Consider the following 20,494-nt stretch of genomic DNA (forward strand, 5'->3'; position numbering starts at 1 on the left):
TCTACACCCCGGCTCGCTGGGACCGAAGGTGGTGAACGTACGGGCGCTCATGCGCCTTTCGACGTGTCGAATGAAGTCATAGGAAATTGGTACCACAGACGGGGACCGTCGGTCTACCCCCAGCGAACGGCCCGGGACTGCCGTAACAATTGCGTACTCGTCAGGCGGGATCCCGGCTCACGCGTGCGCAACTGTTACACCAGGACCGGTGCGCGCTACCTCCTCGCGCTCTCGACGTCGAAGTCGTCGAGATCTGCGTGTCGGGTCATGTTCCAGTAGTCGACGATGCGCCAGGGGAGTGTGGAGACGACTCGGCCGGCGTCGTTGCGGTACCAGTTGTCCATGCCCTGGTGGGTCCAGATCATGCGGGAGTGGGCGTCGTCGTGGCGTCGGACGTAGTCCTGTTCCACTTCTGGTTTGCATTCGACGGAGCCGATGTTGTTGTTCGCCATGGTGCGTAGCAGGTCGACGATGTAGCGCACTTGGCATTCGGCGATGGTGATGTAGCTTCCGCCGTGGCCGAGTACGGTTCCCGGTCCGCAGGTGAGGAACAGGTTGGGGAAGTCGGGGACGGTGATGCCGAGGTGTGCGTGGGCGTCTTCGGGTCCCCAGAAATCCTTGATCGAGACGCCGGATCGTCCTCGGATGTCGATGGGGCTCAACAGCTTGTGAGTTTCGAATCCGGTCGCGAGGATCACGACGTCGACCTCGGCGACGTGTCCGCCGGACCCGACGACGGAGTCCGGTCCGATGGATGCGACTCCTTCGGTCACCAACGTGACGTTGTCGCGTTTGAGCGCGGCGTACCACCCGTTGTCGAGCAGCATCCTCTTGCCGAAGGGCGGGTAGTCGGGCAGAGACTTCTCGATGAGGTCCGGCCTGCCGTCGAGTTCCTTCTCGACGTACCGCGTGAAGACGCGGCGGTGCGCGTCGTTGATGGCGTTGATGGAGCGGCTCGGGTTCTCCCAGTCGGGATCGACCTGCAGGGACGGATGAACACGGTCGTTGAAGTTCCAGGCAAGCCGCACTCGGTACCACAACCGGTACAGCGGAACGGCTTCCATGAGGTAGCTGACGTCGTCGTCGATGGGTTCGAAGTACACGTCGCTCGACGCCACCCATTGCGGTGATCGCTGGAACACCGTCGCATGCCCGACGGTTTCGGCGATGGCGGGTAGGACCTGCATCGCGCTGGCGCCGGTGCCGACGATGGCTACCCGCTTGCCTTGCAGGTCGAGGTCGTCGGGCCATTCGGCGGTGTGGAAGATGGGACCGTCGAACGCGTCCAGCCCCGGAATGTTCGGCACCTTGGGACGATTGAGCTGGCCGGTGGCGGTGATGACGATGTCGGCCGTCAGGGTGTCGCCGTCCATCGTGGTGACGGTCCACGATTGTGTGTCCGGCTGATACACGGCGGAGTCGACCTCGGTGTCGAACCTGATTCGATCCCGCAGATCATGCTCGGCCGCAACGTCACTGAGGTACTGCCACACCTCGTCGCGCTTGCCGAAGTGCGTGGACCAGGACCGGGGGGCGAACGAGTACGAGTACAGGTGGCTCGGGGTGTCCACGCCCGCCCCGGGGTAGGTGTTCTCGAACCATCCGCCGCCGACGTCGGAGTTCTTTTCGAGGACGATGTGCTCGATACCGGCTTCCTGCAGCTTGATTGCGGCGAGCATGCCGGACACGCCGGCGCCGATCACGACGACCGAGAAGTCACACGGCGTCTGCGTCGGCGCAGGTGCGTGCGTGAACCCCATGTCCTCGGCGACCATCTCCGCGAACTCGGGTGGGACGGATTCGCCGACGGCGGCGGAGATCATCTCGACCAGATCGTCTCCTGTGGGCGACGGTAGTGCTGGGGGGCGTCCGCTGGTGATCGCGTCCAGTGCGGCGGCTCGGATGATGTCGGCTACCTCGGGTGCGAATCCGCCGCCGTCGTTGTCGTCCATGCCGCGGCTGCGCGTCGGGCGGTACGGGTCTTGGAGCCATGTGCGGTCGCCGGTGAGTTGGTAAAGCACGGCGACGAGACTGGGCATGTTGGCCGCGTCGAGTGCTCGGACCAGCCGATCTCTTCTCAGTGCAGTCGGGGCTGTGACGGTCACCGGAACCTCCTTCGGGGCACGAGTCGCACGGGCCTACCGCAAACTAACCACAGTTAGGCAAACTGACGCAATAGCCGCACGACGTTGGATTTCGACCCTTGACAATGTGGCTTGCGCCACACAATGCTGTCACCACTACCTAACAGCGGACAGGCGAAGGGAACTCCTCATGGAACTCACCGAGGCAATGCGCACCACCGGCACATGTCGGCGCTACTCGACCGAGCCGGTACCCGACGAGGTGTTCAAGAGCGCGTTCGACGTCGCCCGCTTCGGTCCACAGGGCGGCAACCGTCAGCCGGTGCGATGGATCGTCGTCCGTGACGCCGCGCGCAAGCAGGCCCTCGCGGATCTGTATCTACCCATGTGGGACGCCTACTTCGCCGGCATCACCGGCGGCACCGTCGCGGTGGGTGCGTTGCCGAAGACCGTGCAGGACGCGGACTACTTCGCCCGTCACCTCGCCGAGGTCCCCGCGATCGTCGTGGTCTGCGCCGCGATGGACGGGCTCCACCCCACCGACCACGAGCTCGGCCGACTCTCCGTCGTCGGCGGTGCATCGATCTACCCCACCGTGCAGAACCTGTGCCTGGCGCTCCGCGATCAGGGCGTCGCGACGGCCGTCACCACGCTGCTGTGCCACGAGGAGCCGGCTGTCCGCGCAATGCTGGAGATTCCGGACGAGTACATCACTGCCGCGCACATCACCGTCGGCTACCCGGAGAAGAACTTCCCGAAGAAGCTGACACGCAGCCCGGTCGAGGAAATCGTTGCGCTGGAGACCTTCTCGCAGCCGATGTTCGATCTGTCCCCCGCACTGTAGAGAGTCCCCGCACTCTAAGACCTCAGGAGCCCACCGTGCCCGGACCCGCCCCTCAGCACCGATCCGCCATCGGCCGCGCGACCATCGGCGATCAACTTCGTCGCCACGCGCGCACCCAGCCCGACAAGACGGCGTTCATCAGTTACGACGCAGCAGGTGCCCGTGTGGTCACCACCTACGCGGACCTCGATACACGCGCCAATCGATTCGCCAACCTGCTTCTCGATCTCGGTGTCGGGCACGGTGATCGCGTCGCGTCGATGGCGCGCAACAGCGTCGACGTCGTTGTCGCGTACTACGGCACGCTCAAGGTCGGTGCCGCGTTCACGGGCATCAACGTGCTCTACCGGGCGCCGGAGGTGAAGCACCAACTCGAGCATGCCGAGCCGACGGTGATCGTCGCCGATCCCGAGTTCGTCGATGTCATCGCATCGGTGAAGCCGGATTCCGCGACGCTCGTCGGATTCGGGGCTCACTACGACGAACTCACCGCGGACACGGCCACCACGGAACCCGACGTCGACATGGACGAGAACGACGTCGCGATGGTCATCTACACCTCGGGCACCGAGGCCGCACCCAAGGGCGTGATGATTCCGCACCGGAACTTCCTGATCTCGACGGCACCGGCGTGGAGTTGGGGACTGCGGACGGGGCCGGAGGACACGTGGCTGTTCGTCATGCCGTTCCACACCATCGCCGGCTTGGGTTCGATGACGACGTTGACGTTGATGGGGGCGACGCTGGTCCTGCCTGCGACGGCCGATCCCACGAGGTCGCTGCAGATCATCGCCGACGAGAACATCTCCGTCATCGCGCAGACTCCGACGTTCTATCTGGCGCTGGCGCGGGAGGCGAGCTTCGGGTCTGCCGCCGTCGGGCAGGTGCGACGCTGTCTCACCTACGGCGGTCAGGTCTCTCCGCACACCATCACCGCGTGGGCTCAGGCTGCGCCGGAGGCGATCTGGGGAACGTATTGGGGCCAGTCGGAGCTGTCTCAGCTGGGTTCGGTCGGCTGGTTCACCACTCTCGACGACATTCCGGGTGGCGATGCGTCGTGGATCGGTAAGCCGGTCACGCACCTCGAGATCAAAGTGGTCGACGCGGAGGGCAACGAGGCGGAGATCGGTGAACTGCTCTGCCGGACACCGTCGGTGATGCTCGGGTACTTCAAGGACGAGGCCAAGACGGCCGACGTCTTCGCGGATGGCTGGGTGCACACCGGTGACATGGTGCGTATCGACGCCGACGGAAATCTGTTCTTCTACGATCGTATGAAGGACATGATCAAATCCGGAGGTATGAACGTGTCGTCCCAGGAAGTCGAACGCGCTCTGCACGCGCACCCGGACGTGCTGCGTGCTGCCGTCGTCGGGATGCCGGATCCGTACTGGTCCGAGGCCGTCACGGCGTTCGTCATCGCGGCAGAGGGGTCGACGCCGGATCCGGCCGCGCTGATCGAGCACTGCCGGACGTCGCTGGCTTCGTACAAGGCGCCGAAGGCCGTGCACGTCATCGAGGAGCTCCCGGTCGACGCGCAGGGCAAGATTCTCAAGAGAGAGCTGCGGAAAATGACTGTCGCGACGGAGGTCGTGTGACGGCGCCCGACGACGCGGAGGTGGCGGTCCCTCGCCAGATCCGCACCAGGCGTCGCAAGGAGGACATCGCGGCGAAAGCCGCCGAGATCTTCGCGCGTGACGGGTACGCGAACGTCGGAATGCGCGATATCGCCGACGCTGTGGGCATCAAGGGCGCCAGCCTGTATCACCACTTTCCGTCCAAGGAAGACATCCTGTTCGCGATCTGCCTGACGGTCACGCAGGTCCCGGTGGAGGAGACACTTCCGCTGCTCGACGCGCCGGGCACACCGACCGAGCGAATGTCTTCGCTGGTTCGCGCACACCTGGTGCATCTCAATTCTCGACGCGTCGAGTACATCGTCGGTTTGCACGAATTGGCATCGCTGACAACAGAACATCGGTCTGTGGTCGAGGACTATCGCCGTCAGTATCAACGTCGTGTGCGCGACGTGGTGGCCGCGGGGATGCGCACGGGTGAATTCACGGTGCCCGACGCGCGGCTCGCCTCGTTCGCGGTGACGGACATGCTGAACGGAATCAGCAACTGGTTTCACGACGACGGTGAACTGAGCATCGAGGACGTCGCGGACAACTATGTCGAACTTGCTGTCCACCGCCTTCTGGGTGCCCGCGCATGACGGTTCACGGTGAGTGCCTTGCCGAGTTCAGCGGTGTGCGGGATGCTCTGGCCGCCAACATCGATTCGGGTGACGAGCTCGGTGCGTCGATCGTCGTCGACATCGACGGCAGGCGCGTCGTCGATATCTGGGGCGGGTACCGCGACGTGGATCGAACGACGGAGTGGACCGAGGACACGATCACCAACGTCTGGTCGACGACGAAGACCGTCACCAGCCTGGCGGCGTTGATGCTGATCGACCGTGGGTTGCTGGACCCGTATTCGCCTGTTGCGCAGTACTGGCCGGAGTTCGCGGCCGCAGGGAAGGATCAGATCGAGGTACGACACCTGATGTCGCATACCTCCGGCGTCTCGGGGTGGGATCGGCCGTTCTCCACCGAGGACATGTACGACTGGGACTTGGCGACATCGAGGCTTGCGGCTCAGGCGCCGTGGTGGGATTCGAGGACCACATCCGGCTATCACGCTGCCGATCAAGGGCATCTGATCGGGGAGCTGGTACGACGCGTCACCGGAAAGCCGTTGCGCTCGTTCGTCGCCGACGAGATGGCAGGACCTCTGGGGGCGGACTTCCAGATCGGGGCGGACGAGAAGGACTGGCACCGTATCGCCGACGTCGTACCGCCGCCGCCGCCGGCCGCGGACACGTACACCGATCCGCTGAAGATCAGGCGTCGAACATTCCTGGGCCCACTCGTCCAGGCTGCATCTGCGAACACCCCGGCTTGGAGACGTGCGGACATGGGCGCGGTCAACGGCCATGGCAATGCTCGTTCGGTCGCCCGGATCCTGTCGGTGATCTCGCGGGGCGGTGAAGTCGACGGTGTACGCCTTCTGGGGCCGGACGTGATCGATTTGATCTTCCTGGAGCAGAGCAACGGAATCGACCTCGCTCTGGGCGTGCCCCTGCGATTCGGTATCGGCTTCGGACTCCCGCAACTGGACACCGTGCCCTACATCCCGGACGAACGCATTTGTTTCTGGGGAGGCTGGGGCGGATCGCTCATCGTCATGCACCCGGATATCCGAATGACGTTCTCGTACATGATGAACAAAATGGGCCCGGGAATCATCGGCTCGGATCGCGCCGAGCAGTACCTTCGGGCAACGTACGCTGCAGGCGGGTAAACGATCGAGGACGTGTTCGCGATCCGACTGTCCGAGTTGCCCACCCATCCTTCGTTGTTGCTGGTACTTACCAGGCGGAATCCCGGTTGATGGGGACGCTGCTGACATGTAAACATGTGGATGATTTTTTACATGTCGCAGCGATATGGAAACTTTCTTACATGAACGATCCCGTACTGGCCGGTCTGCAATGATGGCCCGATGCGATTCTTCCGGTCGATAGCGGTCCTGCTTGCTGCGTCGGGTCTGCTGGTCGGGTGTGCCGAGGATCCGCCTCCCTCTCCGTCACCCCTTGTGGTGTCTTTCGACGACGGCTGGGGTCAGGTGTTCGTCGTGAACTCCGACGGCACCGGGTTGCGCCAGGTCACTCCGACGGTGGCCGATGACATGTCCGACGGGAACTACGTCAACGACGCAGTGGTGTCGCCCGACGGCACACAGCTGGTCTACAGCGTCCGCGACGGTCTCGTTGTCCAAGACCTCGAGTCCGGTGAACGACGCACCCTCCACGGAAGCGGAGGCCAACCCGAGTTCTCCCCTGATGGGTCGGCGATCGCCTTCAAGGACGGTGAGAGCGTCAGAGTGATGAACTCGGATGGCTCCGATGTCCGTGAGGTGACCAAGGACGAGGCGGCATACGCGACGTCGTTCTCACCGGATGGCTCCAAGATCCTGTTCGACGTCTCCGGGTACATCCTCGAAGTGCCTACGGCAGGAGGCGAACCGAAGGTCGTTCTGCGAGATCAGTTCTGGAACGCAGACCCGGTCATGTCGCCTGACGGGTCCACTCTCGTCTTCGCCAGCAACCGCGGTGGGAACAACGGGTCGGAGATCTACTCGATGCCCGTGGGCGGCGGCGAGATCACGCAGCTCACCACCACGTATGCGGTACATCCGGAGTTCACACCAGATGGTTCGCGCATCTTCTATTCAAGGGCGACTACTCAATCCGGTGAACTTGTCACCGACATCAGCCTGTCGACCAGAGCCGAACTGGCATCGATGAAGCCCGACGGCTCCGACCAGAGGCGGCTGACACCCCGATCGATCACCGGGCAACACCCGAGCGTCGGTGGTGGACAGTAGGGCCTGCTATCGGCCCATCAGCTCGTCGAGCCGCGACCGTGCGTAATCGGGTTCGGCAGTCCAACAAGTCGCAACCTCCCACGCTGAACAGGATTGCCGCCTGTGAGTTGCTTGCCGCCACGGGAATCGCCGTCCAAATTCCGGGCATGACCACGACGGTGCTCCTTGCGACGTTTCTGCTGGCCGCAGCTCTGCTGGCGCCAGTGCGGCGTGGATGCGAATGATCGGGGAACGAATACGCCAGTGCCATGTGCGGACGTGTCGGCCCTGGAGAGTGAACACACGGCAACATTCAACGGGCCGTCGGACGCCTCATGACGGCAACTGTGTCGGCGTCAGTTCGCTTACATGCGGACCTCGCTCGATGCCGAGGGCCACAGCACAGTTCGGTACAGTCATGCGGTGACCGACAGTGGGCTGCTCGATCGAATCAGGACTGTTTCGGTGGTCGTCACCATCGTTGCGGTGGGAGTCGTGGTCGCGAGCTTCATCCCGTCGGGGGAGACCGGCTCGTCGACGACCGGGAATTTCGTCAGCGCGCCGGTCGACGTTTCCGCGGACATCCCGGGGTGCGACACCGTGGAACCGCCGGTGGAGGACGAGGGCGGGTTGTACTCTCGGATTACTGTCGGTGAGGAAAGTACCTACGACAACCCTGCTTTCCCGTGGTTCACCACTGCCAAGGCCGCGGCGATGTCCGCGGCTGTGCGTGCAGCATTGCCGGCCGACGTGGAGATCGAGTTGGCTGCACCCTCCAATTCGCTGAACTTCGCTCCTGTCACCGATTTCGGCGACAGCGAGTTCGACCCCATGACCACCGCGTACGCGGAGTTGACGCGTGACGGTGTCACGGCGTTCGTGTCGGTCAACGTCGGGCCGTCGAGTGATGGTGTGCCCCGATGTGTCGCGGGCGCTCTTGAACGGCGCGATATCGACTCCGACGGAACCGTGATCGACAGTGGCGACTCATGGTACGAAATCGACGGCGTCCGAACCTACTCACGCTCGGCCACCGCCTATCGCGAGGACGGCACGCGCGTCAGTGTGTATCAGAGTGCAGGTTCGTCGCCGGCGATGCCGTTGGAGCAACAAGAAGCCGCGGCCATCGCGTCGATACCGGAACTGGCGGTGTCGGCTCCATCTCCGGCGGAAAGCCCAGTACCCCAAGTCGATTGCTCGGTGTATCCGCCGGGTGACGGAGCGGTGAAAGATCTGAGCCGCGAGGCCGTGGATGCAGCGAACGCAGCATTCACTGCGAGTTGGGCGGCAATTCCGGGCGCGCCGGCGTTGGACCGCCCCATCGGATCATTGGTCCCGGACGGTTTCGGGTCGGGAATCTGCACCGACGTGGGCGTCGGGGACGGCACCATTCGCTTGGCGGTGTCGGTTGCCGGCGGACAACCCCTTCCGACTGCCCCGGACCCGTACGATCCATCGTTTTACGGCCAACTACCGGTTCTCCGAACGCTGCCCGACGGATCGGTCGTCGAGTTTCTGGATACCGACATTACTCAGATGATGACGTCCGAGGACGGTACCGGGCTGTTGTCGCGATCGGTGACGGTCACTCGCCCGTCCGGAGTGCAGGTGTCGGCGCGGTCGACGGTCGAGATCGCATCAGGGGGACGAGCGCCCCTGACGCTTCCCGAGCCCCTGTCGGCCGAAGTGCTCGACGCCGTCGCCAACACCCCGATCGGAGAGTGGCCGTGAGCCCAGCGCACAAGGACACGCTGCGGACCGCAGTTGCAGTGGTGATCGCCGTGGCTGCCGTAGCGGCAGCGGGCGTCGCCCTCACTCGGACCACCGCCGATGCGCCCACCGACGATGCGTCGGTGACCGACTGGGCCGAGTACAGCGAAGTGGAGTCAGCGACCACCACCGAGGCCTCGTCCGGTCCGGCGCACACACCGGAATGGGCGACCGACGCGTCGGCCGCGTACGGGCGTGACTTCGCAGCCTTACGTGCGCCTTCGGCAGGGCTGTTGTTCGACTCGAGCTCCTACGGCGTCGTCGACGGTGGCAACGTTCTGATCACCGCCGTCGGCTTGCCCAACCCACGAACGTACTCGTTCGATTCGCCGAAGCTGGTGGGAATCGACGCCGGTGACGGCACCGTGCGCTGGACCTCGTCGCCAGGAGGTCTCGACACCTGCGCGAGTCGACTCACTCGCGGAGAACTGGTGTGCCTGGATTCGTACGCGGACGTGCCCGCCATCGTCGCCATCGATGCGCAGGATGGGGCCATGCGCCGAGTTCCCTTGCCGCGAGAATGGTTCACCTACGGAATCGAGTCCGACGGCGAATCGGTGTTCATCCTGGAGGGCAACCCGGAGGACGGTGAATCGGTCCTGCACGGTGGCAGCATCGACGCGCTGGCCGGCGCCTGGTCTCTACCCGTCACCGGGTTCGCCACCTGGGACGGTATCGAGTCGACATTGATACACGTGCACGACGATCGGGGCGTCATCACTCTCGGTAGCGACGCCGAGTTCTTCGATACGGTGACGGGATCGGCCGTCGACAACCTCGAATTACGCTCGCAAACAACAGTCTTCGACACGAACTCCGGCACCGAGGTATGGAAGCTGGAGGATCCGTACGCGGTCGAGAAGACGATCGGACAGACTGTCTACTCCCAGGACGGCAGTTCGATCATCGCTGCTGACCGTGAAACCGGGGATGTGTTCTGGGCGTGGTCACTGCCAGTGGATGTCGACGGGTTCACTGCGTCGGGGACGGTTGTGGAGGCGGAATCCGGGGTGTACTTCGTGAGCTCCAGCTCGATCGTCAAGCTCGTAGAATGAGACGGTGATCGTTTTTGGACCATGCTGTCCCGGCATGCCGATCGGGAGCTTTCTACAGATCCAGTCCCGGTGACGACGCGAGAGCAACGAGCGTGTCGACAGTTACGACGCGGCACCGGAGTTCCATCGGGCGCCGCTGCACTGACGATGGGTCGGAGAGCTTCGCGGCTGATCTGAACGTGGTCACCCGTATAGGGTGTCGGTGGTGGGACGTCGGATAGGGCTGGTCTTGTTCGTTGTAGTCATGGCGGGCTTTGTGGCGTGTGGTGAGTACACCGAACCTGAGCCCAGGCCCGTGGCGTCCATCGGATCTGTCGACGACTTCACGTGTGCCTTGCCTCAGGACGTCGGCGCGTACCAGCGGTTTCCTGGTTCCTACGCCCCTTCCACCAACCCCCGTCCGATTCCAGGAACCGTGCCCGACTCGTTCGTTCCCGCTGAGGCTGTTGTGTGCGACATCGACCTGGCTCCTCGGATCGGCGCGGACGGAGTCGCGACCTACTTCGAGCGCCACTATTCGGGAGATTTCGGGTCTGCGATCCAGGCTTTCAATGCACCCTCGGCCCGGCGCGCATTCCTTCCGGGGTCGTGCGGTGATTACAGTCTCGCCGCTCCGGTCGACATGTGGTTGGTCGATGCCGACGGGCGTGCGGTACAACCGTCGTACCCTCTGTGGGACTGTGGCTTCGAGAACACCACTGCGTTAGGGGAAGTGCTCGAACTGCCGGAAAAGTACGCGATCCAGCACACCGTCGCTATCGATGCGGCCGGAATCGAATACTTCTATCACTGCTCACCCGTCTATTCGGCGCCTGTCGACGGGACGGAGAAAATCGATTTCCCCTTCTGGCCGTCCGGGTTCTGCTACTTCGACAACGTCGGGCAGTCTCCCGCGTTCGCCAATGCGAGCATGTTCAGCACGTCGGACATCAGTCCAGACTGGGAGGCCCTGTTGAGCGGGCTCGAACATGCAGCCCCCTGCTCCGAGAGGAGCAACTCGATAGCGACGTCGTCGAGCGGCATGATGTCGTTGGACGGCACCACAGCTCAGGTGCACGTCGAACTCGACGGCTGTAAAAGAATTCTTGCCGACGGATATGCCCCGCTTGCCGCGCCGGCTTACCTCGTCGACTCCATCGCAGCCGAACGGGGATGACGATGCGACCAGAGCGACTCGGTCTCGCAGTTCTGGCGTCGGTGAGTGGTGCGTTCGTTGTCGCGCTGCGAATGACGATGGAGGGCAGTGTCGGGTCGGGTGTGGTGTGCGCGGTCGTGGCTCTTGCGGCGGCAATGGTCCTCGGTGGTAGAACTGCTTGTGCAGCTGCGGTGTTGGGTGTTCTGATTCTCGCTGTTCCGTTCTCGGAACCGGTGACGGGTGTTGCTGCGGGTTTGGTTGTCGGTGGTCTTGCCGCCGGACTTGTCGGGACCCGAGCAGCGCTGGGCGCGTTGGTGGTCGGCACCGTCGCGGGCTTTGCGTTGTCGCCGATGTTCGAGTCGATCCCGCGACGGTACGCCGACTACCTCCCGGAGCCGGTCATACCGACAACCCATTACGTTGCGATGGGCGTTTTCGCGGTGTTGTTGTTTGCGGCGTTCTGGGCTGGCCTCTTCCAGTCGGCGGGAACAGGTGACCCGATCACGGCTGCGGATCGACGACGGTTCATCGTCGCCGGACTCGGGCTGCCGGCGTGCCTTTTGGCTGCTTCGTCGTTCGAGTTCTTCGAGCGGTGGCCACTGGCGCTGCTGATGATCGTCGTGTTCGTCGGTGCGGCGTTCGTGTTGCCTGGGTCGACGGGCATGGTGGTGCTCGCGGCGCTGGTGACTCTGGCGTCGGTGGCGTCTCCGGTGTACGGGTCCGAGTCCGGTGTCATCTTGGTGGCCGCTCTGCTCGCAGGTCTTGGGGTGGGGTGGAGGTGGTCGCGACCTGTGGTTGCGCTGGCTTTGTTGGCTGTCGGTGTCGTCGCTGAGGCGTTGGGCGTTTTCCTCATGGGGATGGTGTTCGTGCCGTTGGCGTTGGGGATGTTGTACGCGTCGGTGCGTCCGTCGAGTCGTCCGGCGACGGCAATTGCCGTCACCGCGATTCCGCTTGCAGCGGCGATACCGATCACCGTGCAGTTCGGGTGGACCGCGTACACCCCTCTGACCAGCGCATTGACTGCCCCCTATTCGTGGCTGTGGGCAACGTCGTTGGTCGCTGTCGCTGCATCGGCCGTCGGCGTGGTGGTGCTGCAGCGGCGACGGAACGGCAGTGCGTAGTTCAGGTCCGTCGCTCCCGGGGAAGGACGGCGGCGAAGCGGAGAAGAAAGTCGCGGATGACGACGAGTGTGGTGTCGTCGTAATCGGCGAGAGCGGTTTCGAGATCGGTGGATGCCCGACGAACGAACGGGTCGATTCGTTCGCGCGCGAGGGGCGTCGAGCGCAATGCCACGCTTCGCCGGTCGGTGCTCTCCCGGCTGCGGCGCACGAGATCCTGTCCTTCGAGGCGATCGATCAGTGCGGTCGTCGCCCCGGAGGTCAATCCGATCCGGGCCGACAGCACAGCGGGAGACAGTGGTGTGCCTTCGTTTTCGGCCCAGATGATCTCGCCGAGCGCGTTGCCGTCGGTGGTCGGCAGGTTCATCCAGCGAGCAAGCTGGTACGCGGACTCCTGGTAGCTCACCGCATAGTGACGAAGCGCTTCGAGCGTTTCGGTTCTCACTGTCGACATCGATCCATCCTTTCGGCTAGGCGGTGGTCAGGCGCGCAGAAGTGGATAGTCCGCAAGCGTCGGAACCTGCTTCTCGTGCGTCAGCAGGTTGGCTTGAAAGAACCTGCGTACCGGTGCCGAAGCCGCGACCTTGTACGCCGAATGCAGGGCTTTCACACCGAATTTCGACGACGGGTGGAGTAGCCGAGCGCTTCCGCGTCGCATTCCTTGTGCGCTGTCTGCGTACGCGCGCATCTGCTTCTCGTAGCGGCTGAACGCTTCTCGATGGTTGTCGGGGTGCGCTGCGAGTTCGCCGGTGAGAATATGTGCCCCGACGAGGGACAGTGTGGTGCCCATGCCGGTCGGGCCGGATCCCCATGCAGAGTCGCCGACGAGCACGACGCGGCCCTTGCTCCACGTGGAGACGAGCACCTGCTCCATTCGCTGGGTGTAGAAGTCATCCGGCCGCTGGTGAAAACCGTCGAGGATGCGTTCGGTTTGCCAGCCCGCCCCGCGGAATCGTTCTGTCAGGATGTGCAATTGGGCGTCCACCGGTAGGGATTCGAATCCTGAGGGCTCGGATTCGAAGGACAGTGACGCTCGTATCGTGCCCTCGTTGTCGGGCCGCAGCGTTGCAACGCGGCCTCCGCCGGCTGTGCACCAATCCCAGGTATCGACGTCGGTGGGAAGGCGATCGATGGTGCCGTAGGTGATGCTGACCCCGAAATCCCGCAGCGTGGTCTCGTCGTCGAACACGATGCGTCGGGTCCGAGAGCTACGACCTTCGGCGACGAGTACAAGATCGAAGCGTTCGGTGCCGCCACCGTCGAAGGTGACGTCGACACCGGACGAGTCTTGCTCCACACCGACGACGTAGTCGCCGAACCGCTGATCCACGTCGCGGGGAACGATGTCGACGAGAATCTGGGCGAGCCGTCCGCGGAGGATTTCGATCTCTGCGGTCGGTCCGTCCTGGCCCTCCTCGCGAGGAAACACCGCGTGGGGCGTCCCGTGCCGGTCGACGAACCGCGTGCCCTGCTCGCCGGTCAGATTTTCCAGGATGGTGTTCTCGACCCCCATTCGACGTATCACGTCGCGCCCGAGTCCGCGTATGTCGATGTTCTGCCCGGTCTCGCGCGGAGCTGGAGATCGCTCGAGGAGGGTGACGTCGCATCCGGCTTTGGACAGACCCCATGCCAGCGTGGGCCCGGCGATGCTCGCGCCGGTGACGAGGACCCGAGTGGGCCGGTGATCCGATCTCGACATGGTGTTCCTCCCGCGAACCGATCAGGTATCGCTGTGACGAAGTTACTTTACTGTGGAGGTACATGCCCGGCTGCAGGTTGCCGCAAACCCGAAGACGTGAACGTGCCGGCGGGTCATCGCGAACAGTTCACTCATCGCAGGCAATCACCCTGCAAGCAGTGCCTCGTCGATCATCGCGCCCACAGCGGCGGCACCGACCGACGTCATGATCGTTCCGGCGTGATCGAGTCCGGCCAACGGGCGGACGGAGGTCAGGTCGACGGCCTCGATGTCCTGCGGTGAGTACATCGGCGGAGAATCGGCTCCGACGCTCCACTGCGCGTGCAGGAATCGAATGGGCACCGTCAGTTCCTCGAACCTCGAGCGGCCGAAGAACACGTCTGTGGCGTCTGAGACGACTGCATCCGCCGACAGCCGGACGGCGCCGTCGACCAGATCGTGTTCGGCGTATTGCCGGAGCAGCGGGTCGGCTGGGTCGAGTAGGGGCAACGACGTCGAGACCAAGAATTGGATGTAGTCGTCGACGCTGTTCCAGTGCTGCTGCGTTCGGGCGATCCTGTCCCCGAACACTGCTGCAACGTTTTCTTGCGTCAACCCCTCGGGCGGTCCGACCGGCACGCCGCCGTCGACGAGGACGAGGCTCTTCACCCGGTTCGGATAGCGGGCCGCGAACTCGACGGCCACGAATGCACCCATCGACATTCCGCACACGTGCACCGACTCCTGGCCCAGTGCATCGACAACCGCGTCCAGGTCCCCGGCGTGCTGAGCCAGTGACGACGGGCCGGTGACGTCCACACTGTCACCCCTCCCGCGCAGATCCGGTGCGACGAGCGTCAGATGCGGAGCCTCCGCGTGCAGCCAACCCCACAGTGTGCGCTGGCTGGAGACCCCGTGCACCACGAGAATGGGTTCGGTGGTGCCGGAGAGAGTCTCGACGGCGATGCTTCCGCCCGATACAGGTACCCGATCGATGGACATGACCGACACGTTATCGGCTGGAAACGAAGGAAAACGGTGAACCGGTCAGCTATGCGGTGGGGGCGGAGCACCCAGCGAGCGGCACGTTCTCGGCGAGGAACGCCAATTGGTCCCGAATCACTGCCGAAAAGAGTAAATCGACATAGGGATCGAAGTGACCGCCGGTATAGGTGCGGACCGTGGCTGTGCGGATCTTCTGTGCAGCACGGAGGGCGACCGAAGCCGGGGTCACCGTGTCCTCGGACATGATCTGCACCAACGTGGGGCAGCCGATCGCCGACGCCGTTCGGCCAGGCGAGTACAGCCCGATCTTCAGCAGAATCCGAGCTGCCACGGTCTCGGGATAGTCACCGTGGGTGAGGCCGGATTCCTGCATCATGCGATCGCGACCGGAGCTCGCATCCGGCGAGACCATCACAGCGCGCGTTCCAGGCAGGCCGACGCTGTCGATGTAGTGCGGTGGCTTCTTGCGAAGTGCGCGCACGACGTCTTTGACGGCCGAGGGCAGGACACGCAGTGTGTGCCGGAATCCGACGGCACGGACGGCAGCGATCCCGTCGATGTGAGGTACCTGCGCGATGACAGCGGCAAATTCGACGCCGGTGCCCGCGAGGGTGAGTACGTGGCCTCCGGCGAAGGATGTACCCCATCCGACGATCCTGCTCGGATCGACTCCGTCGAGCGTCCGCGCGTAGTCGACAGCAGCACGCCAGTCGGCGAGTTGTCTCGGTATATCGAGCAGTTGTCGTGGTTCGCCGTCGCTGTCACCGAAGTGTCGGTAGTCGAATACACACACGATGTAGCCCGCCGCGGCGAAACGTTCCGCGAACGCGTACAACCGCATTGCCCGGGGCGTACCGAAGCCGTGGGCCATGACGATCGCCGGAAGCGGTGTTGCGCTTGCTTCCTGGGGTCGAAATATGGTTGCTGCGCAGCGGATACCGTCGGAGGTGAACGATGCTTCGGTGCGGGTGAATTTGGAACGTTCGTTGGTGGTCATCGAGCATCTCCTTGCGATTCGCAATGAGCGAGTCAGTGTTTGAACGGGTTCAAGGTCTTGCCCAGGAAGTACCCGAGCCGGGTGGGAATCGGCTTAGCTGCGGCTGCGGTCACCTTGTTCACGACGCCCGGTATGCACACCGGTTTGCCCGCCTCGACCGCCCGCCAGCCCTCCTGCACAACGGCTTCGGGGTCTTGCCACAGAATCGACGGTAGTTTCGAGGTGGCTGCATCACGGGTCCCCATGACGTCGTGGAACTCGCTGTGGGTGAAGCCCGGGCAGAGAGCAGTGACGTGGACGCCGTACGGACGAAGCTCCATGTCGAGAGCTTGCGAGACATCGAGGACGTAGGACTTGATGCCGGTGTAGAGCAGGCTGGCTGCCGGCGGCATGAAGGCAGCCAACGACGACAGATTCACGATCCGTCCGTATCCGCGCTCCTTCATTCCGGGGACCGTCAGATGTGCGAGTTCGGTGACGGCGGTGATCATCACCTGGATCTCGGCGGCGAGCGCCTCGAACGGGGCGTCCGCGAACGACGAATTACCCGACATGCCTGCGTTGTTGATCAAGATGTCGACGTCGATGCCGAGGGAGTTCGTGCGTTCGACGATCGCGCGCGGGGCGCTGTTGTCGGTCAGGTCAGCGACGACGACGTCGCAGCGCACGTTGTGCCGCTTCGTCAGTTCCTCCGCAAGTGCGACGAGCCGTTCCTCGCGACGTGCAACGAGAACGAGGTTGTGTCCTTCCGCTGCCAAGTGGCGCGCGAATTGCGCGCCGATGCCAGCCGATGCTCCTGTGATTAGCGCTGTTCGTCCGGTCGTGGTCATTGCAGGCCCCCGTCTCTTGAATGGTCATCAAGAACGGTAGCAGTGTCTTGATGGGCATTCAAGATAGGATGCCCGGCATGCCGAAAAACCGCGGACTACATGACAGGGAGGCGAAGCGGGCCGAGATCATCGGCGTCGCTCGCGAGCTGTTCGTGTCCGACGGTTTCGAGCGCACATCCGTCAGTCGGTTGGCCAAAGCTGTCGGCATCACGGCGAACACTCTGTACTGGTATTTCGAGGACAAGGACGACATCCTGGTCGCCGTTCTGACGGCGATCGTGGCCGAGGACGCAGCGGACTACGCCGACATCGCCGATCGTCCTCTCGCCGAACGTCTCGAATGGCTTGTCGAGCGGTTACAGCGAGTGGGGCCTTTGGTGTCCACCGTGCATGAACGTGCGACCAAGTCCGACGTCATCAACATCTGGCACAACGGCTTTCACACGTATGCCGAATCGATCTTCGCTGTCGACGTAGCCGCGTCGGGCTTCTCCGGGCCGGAGGCAGATGCAATGATCCGCATCGGGACATTTGTCGTCGAAGGTCTTTTGACGCACGCGCCGTCGCCCGCCGCGACGCGGGCTGTGATCGACCAGCTCGTCGCTGCGATGTCCCATGGTCGTGCGCCGGGCGGCTGACGGCCGACTCGATTCGACCGACCGGATGGTGCGTAACGAATACTATCCACCGGACGAAAAGGCTGCGCGGAGCGAGAACAGAGTTCGAGTGGGGAAGCAGCGTGTGTGGACCGATGCGAGTCCATCGTGCAGACAGCGGGGTCGGTGTTCGCATGAGTACACGCGCAGCCATTCTCGCGACGGTCGTTGCCGTGGTGACGTTCTCGGCAGCGGCATGCACGGTGGTCACAACCGGGCCCGACGACGATTTCGGATACGAAGGAGCCACGCTCTGTGTTGCGTATTTCGGCGGAGGAGGGGACTTCGGGGGTGACGACGGTTTCGGTTGCTCGTCTAGACCTGGATGAGGGCGACCGCTGGGGTGAGGATGCCGAAGTATTCGGGCGCCAAGGGGATCAATCCGGACCATCCTGGTATGCGGCCGTAGACCATGACGACGACCGGGCCGCTGCCGGTGGGCAATACGGCGGTCCTGTCGATGGTCGGGTAGAGGCCGTCGATAGTTCCTGGTGCGGTGCCGAGGAATTCGGTGATTCCCGACTGCCCGGTCCTCAGGTTGACCCATCCTGCGTGGAGTTCCGACGGCTCGTACTCCAGCCAGCGCTGCACGACGGTGATGGAGCGGGCCGAGTGATCGATGACGGCGTCGACCCGCGATCCGGGAAATCCGCCCGTCGGGTGGGCGAGATTGACGGTATCGACGGTGCCTGCGACAGGGGTGGGCGCGGTGGCCAGCGCAGCGATCTCGGCTGGTACGCCAGCGGAGCGCAGGGCGGATACCGGATCGACGGCCGGATTGGCGTGCGCAACGGCGCCGGCGCCGAACCCGACGAAGATGGCCATGACTGCGGCCGCGACCATCGCCGCGACCTTGCCGAGTCGAATCATCAGTCTCCGATCCTCGCCGCACTCGCACCCGAACCGGGGTGAGCACTCCTCAGTGTGACGTGTCGGCTCGGCCTGGTGGTTCATTGTGACGGGATCGTTGTGCAGCATCTGCCCATCTCAGGGCGCGACCAGGCATATGGGACCCAAGGGAACTGCAGGGTTGACGTCGATGGTCGCGATCGGTCCGCCCGCCGAGGTCTGGTAGGCCATCAGTGAGTGTTCGCCCGGTGCAGTGGGTGTCACCAGTGTGAACTTGTGCCCGAGAATCGTTGGTGAGTACCAGTATCCGTCGAACTGCCACATGAATTCCTCGATGGGCATCACCATGCTGTAATCCATCGGCCCGATGTCCGTTCGAGGCTCCGAGAAGCTCTCGGTTCGAGCGACCGCGACATAGGTGCATCCGACGCCGTACTGGGTTGTCGGTCCGAAGCTCAGCCCGGGGAGGATGTCGAGTGAGACGACCTCTGCGGACGCGTTCGGGGCAGCGAACACCGCCGCGCCTGCGCAGGCAGCGAGGACGGAGGCATAGCGGGCAAGCCGGATCATTTTCATTCCACTTGGTCGGTTGGAGTCCGGTGCGTGTTACACAGGTCATTGCGGATGTCTTCGTCGGTGGACTCGCGCCCGCCCGGAGCGTCGACACCGGAACGCTTGCCGGTGCGAGATGATGTCCGAATGTGGAAGCTGCCCCTCTGGTTTGCTGTGCTCGGATGTCTGATCGCTGTCCTCGGGAGCGGTGTCGGGGATATCGCGTTCGGGCCCAATCCTCCCGACATTTTCGACGGCGGGACCAGCTTCGCAGTCCGGTACTACGGTCCGGGTTGGGGGCAGCTGTTAAGAATCGCCGTCGTCGGAGCGGTTCTGGGTGCTCTGATCGGCGGTGCCGCGCACCTCGCGGGGGTGCGAATGACCACGACGGCCGGACACCGCGTCGGACGCGTTGTCGGAGCGGGTCTGGTGGGCGTCGCCCTCGGCCTCGTGCCTGTGTGGGTGTTGCTCGCCGACGCGTTGAGTGAGATGCAGGTCGGGTACAGCGTGGCAGTCGAGACGGTTTCCCTGTTGACGCTGTACGGGATCAGCGCTGTCTTGGCCTATGGTGCTGCGCTGCTTCTGATCTGGTTGGCGTTGCGCGCCGCGGGTGACGGGTTGAGGCGACGCACGACGATGTACGTCGCGTTCGCGTTGCCGGCTGGTGGAATCATTGCAACGGCCTGCGGAGTGGGAACAGCAGCGTTGTTCGATTTCAGTACCCGGCCGTACACCATCGTGGCGTCAACTCTTGTTGTGATGCTTGTTCTTTCGGCCACGCTCGCGGCAGCGAGGGTGTGGACTGTGAGGAGTTCGTCCCCGGGCCGTGCGAATGGGCCTGCTGCTGCAGAATGACCGTGTGCGTTTCAGAATCGGTACACCGATTCGTATTCGTACCACGGGCCGTCGAGGTGAGTGAAGGAGCTGTCCTCGCTGGCAGATCCGGTCGGTGGATGGTCCGGTGAGTACACCCAGCCACTCGTGAAGCTGAAGAAGATGGTCGAATTGTCGACGAAGTAGACCTCGCCCGGCGTGTAGCTGTTCGCGCGATCGATGTCGAAGGGCCCGATCTCGAACTCGTCGCGGTACGTGCCGGGGTTTTCCCGAAGGTCGACGGCGATGGCTTCGAACTCGGCGCGCTTGTCGAGGAATGTGGTGGAAGGTCCCCACACCACGAACGCGAAAGCGCTGAGGACGACGATCGGCGCAGGCACTACCCACCAGGACCACCGGCGGTCGCGGCCCAACACATACAGGGTTCGGATGGCCCAGATCAGCCCGGTGACGGCCAGGACTGCGAGGACGACCAGGTGGGCGAGTAGCGGGTCGAGCCAGGTGTGCGCGCCGAACGGCGACGGCCAGAAGTTTCGTTTGACACAGACCCACACCGCGGCGGCAACCGTCACGAAGGTCAGGAGTATCGGACCAGGCGGCTTGGCCAGGGTCGGCTCGGCCGTCAGCCGCCGATAGACCCAACTGTCGAGCGATGTCCTTCGCGCCATCGAGTC

21 protein-coding genes are annotated in these 20,494 nt (G+C 63.8%); 12 read left to right on the forward strand and 9 right to left on the reverse strand.

All coding sequences use genetic code 11. The features are described from left to right. Nucleotides 1-215: 215 nt before the first annotated feature. A complete protein-coding gene (locus CH292_RS13275) occupies nt 216-2,105 on the reverse strand; it encodes an NAD(P)/FAD-dependent oxidoreductase (RefSeq protein WP_094654946.1) in 1,890 nt (629 codons plus the stop codon). A 169-nt stretch (nt 2,106-2,274) separates the two neighbouring features. Between CH292_RS13275 and CH292_RS13280 the strand changes: the two genes are divergently transcribed. The 9 genes from CH292_RS13280 to CH292_RS13320 all read left to right on the forward strand — a co-directional run bounded on the left by CH292_RS13280 (nt 2,275) and on the right by CH292_RS13320 (nt 12,422). After that, nucleotides 2,275-2,928 (forward strand): nitroreductase family protein, encoded by a 654-nt coding sequence (locus CH292_RS13280; protein ID WP_020110594.1) that lies wholly within the window; start codon nt 2,275-2,277, stop codon nt 2,926-2,928. A 35-nt stretch (nt 2,929-2,963) separates the two neighbouring features. Further along, on the forward strand, nt 2,964-4,526 hold the full coding sequence (locus CH292_RS13285; RefSeq protein ID WP_094654947.1) for a class I adenylate-forming enzyme family protein: 1,563 nt from the start codon (nt 2,964-2,966) through the stop codon (nt 4,524-4,526). After that, nucleotides 4,523-5,146 carry a TetR/AcrR family transcriptional regulator gene (locus CH292_RS13290; protein ID WP_094628643.1) on the forward strand — a complete coding sequence of 208 codons (624 nt, stop codon included), beginning with the start codon at nt 4,523-4,525 and terminating at the stop codon, nt 5,144-5,146. The genes CH292_RS13285 and CH292_RS13290 overlap by 4 nt, the downstream gene beginning before the upstream one ends. Further along, on the forward strand, nt 5,143-6,276 hold the full coding sequence (locus CH292_RS13295; RefSeq protein WP_094654948.1) for a serine hydrolase: 1,134 nt from the start codon (nt 5,143-5,145) through the stop codon (nt 6,274-6,276). The genes CH292_RS13290 and CH292_RS13295 overlap by 4 nt, the downstream gene beginning before the upstream one ends. A 201-nt stretch (nt 6,277-6,477) precedes the next feature. Next, nucleotides 6,478-7,362: a PD40 domain-containing protein gene (locus CH292_RS13300; protein WP_094654949.1), complete on the forward strand. Its 885-nt coding sequence runs from the start codon at nt 6,478-6,480 to the stop codon at nt 7,360-7,362. A gap of 402 nt (nt 7,363-7,764) precedes the next feature. After that, a complete protein-coding gene (locus CH292_RS13305; protein ID WP_256978108.1) occupies nt 7,765-9,072 on the forward strand; it encodes a hypothetical protein in 1,308 nt (435 codons plus the stop codon). Further along, complete coding sequence (locus tag CH292_RS13310) at nt 9,069-10,166, forward strand: PQQ-binding-like beta-propeller repeat protein (protein WP_256978109.1); 1,098 nt, start codon at nt 9,069-9,071, stop codon at nt 10,164-10,166. The genes CH292_RS13305 and CH292_RS13310 overlap by 4 nt, the downstream gene beginning before the upstream one ends. A 244-nt stretch (nt 10,167-10,410) precedes the next feature. Next, the gene (locus CH292_RS13315) at nt 10,411-11,322 is read left to right on the forward strand and encodes a hypothetical protein (protein ID WP_143545754.1); all 912 of its coding nucleotides are present in this window, start codon (nt 10,411-10,413) and stop codon (nt 11,320-11,322) included. A gap of 2 nt (nt 11,323-11,324) precedes the next feature. Beyond that, nucleotides 11,325-12,422 carry a hypothetical protein gene (locus CH292_RS13320; RefSeq protein WP_094654952.1) on the forward strand — a complete coding sequence of 366 codons (1,098 nt, stop codon included), beginning with the start codon at nt 11,325-11,327 and terminating at the stop codon, nt 12,420-12,422. 1 nt (nt 12,423) lies between these two features. Here the strand turns inward: CH292_RS13320 and CH292_RS13325 are convergent, their stop codons facing one another. From CH292_RS13325 to CH292_RS13345, 5 genes are all read right to left on the reverse strand, one after another. Next, on the reverse strand, nt 12,424-12,873 hold the full coding sequence (locus CH292_RS13325; protein WP_256977050.1) for a MarR family winged helix-turn-helix transcriptional regulator: 450 nt from the start codon (nt 12,871-12,873) through the stop codon (nt 12,424-12,426). A 27-nt stretch (nt 12,874-12,900) separates the two neighbouring features. Continuing rightward, on the reverse strand, nt 12,901-14,118 hold the full coding sequence (locus CH292_RS13330; protein WP_094654954.1) for an FAD-dependent monooxygenase: 1,218 nt from the start codon (nt 14,116-14,118) through the stop codon (nt 12,901-12,903). A gap of 144 nt (nt 14,119-14,262) precedes the next feature. Beyond that, on the reverse strand, nt 14,263-15,099 hold the full coding sequence (locus CH292_RS13335; RefSeq protein ID WP_256978111.1) for an alpha/beta fold hydrolase: 837 nt from the start codon (nt 15,097-15,099) through the stop codon (nt 14,263-14,265). Between the two features lie 49 nt (nt 15,100-15,148). Next, nucleotides 15,149-16,099: an alpha/beta hydrolase gene (locus CH292_RS13340; RefSeq protein ID WP_094654956.1), complete on the reverse strand. Its 951-nt coding sequence runs from the start codon at nt 16,097-16,099 to the stop codon at nt 15,149-15,151. Between the two features lie 32 nt (nt 16,100-16,131). Next, nucleotides 16,132-16,929, reverse strand: coding sequence for an SDR family oxidoreductase (locus CH292_RS13345; RefSeq protein ID WP_037139613.1), 798 nt, complete (start codon nt 16,927-16,929; stop codon nt 16,132-16,134). Nucleotides 16,930-17,006: 77 nt separating this feature from the next. On the opposite strand from CH292_RS13345, the gene CH292_RS13350 reads away from it, so the two are divergent. Beyond that, entirely contained in the window at nt 17,007-17,567 is a 561-nt protein-coding gene (locus tag CH292_RS13350; protein ID WP_256978112.1) for a TetR/AcrR family transcriptional regulator, read from the forward strand. A 152-nt stretch (nt 17,568-17,719) separates the two neighbouring features. Next, complete coding sequence (locus tag CH292_RS13355; RefSeq protein ID WP_143545755.1) at nt 17,720-17,914, forward strand: hypothetical protein; 195 nt, start codon at nt 17,720-17,722, stop codon at nt 17,912-17,914. Here the strand turns inward: CH292_RS13355 and CH292_RS13360 are convergent. Both CH292_RS13360 and CH292_RS13365 read right to left on the reverse strand, forming a co-directional pair. Beyond that, nucleotides 17,901-18,455: a hypothetical protein gene (locus tag CH292_RS13360; RefSeq protein WP_094654959.1), complete on the reverse strand. Its 555-nt coding sequence runs from the start codon at nt 18,453-18,455 to the stop codon at nt 17,901-17,903. The two genes, CH292_RS13355 and CH292_RS13360, sit on opposite strands and share 14 nt — an antisense overlap. A gap of 117 nt (nt 18,456-18,572) precedes the next feature. Further along, entirely contained in the window at nt 18,573-19,004 is a 432-nt protein-coding gene (locus tag CH292_RS13365) for a hypothetical protein (protein ID WP_080738081.1), read from the reverse strand. A gap of 129 nt (nt 19,005-19,133) precedes the next feature. Here CH292_RS13365 and CH292_RS13370 point away from each other — a divergent pair, with 129 nt between their 5' ends. Next, nucleotides 19,134-19,841, forward strand: a complete 708-nt coding sequence (locus CH292_RS13370) for a hypothetical protein (RefSeq protein WP_094654960.1) — start codon at nt 19,134-19,136, stop codon at nt 19,839-19,841. Nucleotides 19,842-19,852: 11 nt separating this feature from the next. On the opposite strand, the gene CH292_RS13375 is transcribed toward CH292_RS13370, so the two are convergent. After that, nucleotides 19,853-20,488, reverse strand: a complete 636-nt coding sequence (locus CH292_RS13375) for a DUF1109 domain-containing protein (RefSeq protein ID WP_094654961.1) — start codon at nt 20,486-20,488, stop codon at nt 19,853-19,855. Nucleotides 20,489-20,494: the final 6 nt, after the last annotated feature.

The organism is Rhodococcus sp. 14-2470-1a (assembly GCF_002259425.1).
Lineage (GTDB): Bacteria > Actinomycetota > Actinomycetes > Mycobacteriales > Mycobacteriaceae > Rhodococcoides > Rhodococcoides fascians_E.

What these genes read in the sequence shown, in the direction of transcription:
- CH292_RS13370 (WP_094654960.1), top strand. Translation starts at nt 19,134, where the DNA reads ATGTGGAAGCTGCCCCTCTGGTTTGCTGTGCTCGGATGTCTGATCGCT.
- CH292_RS13350 (WP_256978112.1), top strand. Translation starts at nt 17,007, where the DNA reads ATGCCGAAAAACCGCGGACTACATGACAGGGAGGCGAAGCGGGCCGAG.
- CH292_RS13365 (WP_080738081.1), bottom strand. Translation starts at nt 19,004, where the DNA reads ATGATCCGGCTTGCCCGCTATGCCTCCGTCCTCGCTGCCTGCGCAGGC.
- CH292_RS13295 (WP_094654948.1), top strand. Translation starts at nt 5,143, where the DNA reads ATGACGGTTCACGGTGAGTGCCTTGCCGAGTTCAGCGGTGTGCGGGAT.
- CH292_RS13355 (WP_143545755.1), top strand. Translation starts at nt 17,720, where the DNA reads ATGAGTACACGCGCAGCCATTCTCGCGACGGTCGTTGCCGTGGTGACG.
- CH292_RS13345 (WP_037139613.1), bottom strand. Translation starts at nt 16,929, where the DNA reads ATGACCACGACCGGACGAACAGCGCTAATCACAGGAGCATCGGCTGGC.
- CH292_RS13320 (WP_094654952.1), top strand. Translation starts at nt 11,325, where the DNA reads ATGCGACCAGAGCGACTCGGTCTCGCAGTTCTGGCGTCGGTGAGTGGT.
- CH292_RS13280 (WP_020110594.1), top strand. Translation starts at nt 2,275, where the DNA reads ATGGAACTCACCGAGGCAATGCGCACCACCGGCACATGTCGGCGCTAC.
- CH292_RS13315 (WP_143545754.1), top strand. Translation starts at nt 10,411, where the DNA reads ATGGCGGGCTTTGTGGCGTGTGGTGAGTACACCGAACCTGAGCCCAGG.
- CH292_RS13360 (WP_094654959.1), bottom strand. Translation starts at nt 18,455, where the DNA reads ATGATTCGACTCGGCAAGGTCGCGGCGATGGTCGCGGCCGCAGTCATG.
- CH292_RS13340 (WP_094654956.1), bottom strand. Translation starts at nt 16,099, where the DNA reads ATGACCACCAACGAACGTTCCAAATTCACCCGCACCGAAGCATCGTTC.
- CH292_RS13375 (WP_094654961.1), bottom strand. Translation starts at nt 20,488, where the DNA reads ATGGCGCGAAGGACATCGCTCGACAGTTGGGTCTATCGGCGGCTGACG.
- CH292_RS13325 (WP_256977050.1), bottom strand. Translation starts at nt 12,873, where the DNA reads ATGTCGACAGTGAGAACCGAAACGCTCGAAGCGCTTCGTCACTATGCG.
- CH292_RS13330 (WP_094654954.1), bottom strand. Translation starts at nt 14,118, where the DNA reads ATGTCGAGATCGGATCACCGGCCCACTCGGGTCCTCGTCACCGGCGCG.
- CH292_RS13300 (WP_094654949.1), top strand. Translation starts at nt 6,478, where the DNA reads ATGCGATTCTTCCGGTCGATAGCGGTCCTGCTTGCTGCGTCGGGTCTG.
- CH292_RS13335 (WP_256978111.1), bottom strand. Translation starts at nt 15,099, where the DNA reads ATGTCCATCGATCGGGTACCTGTATCGGGCGGAAGCATCGCCGTCGAG.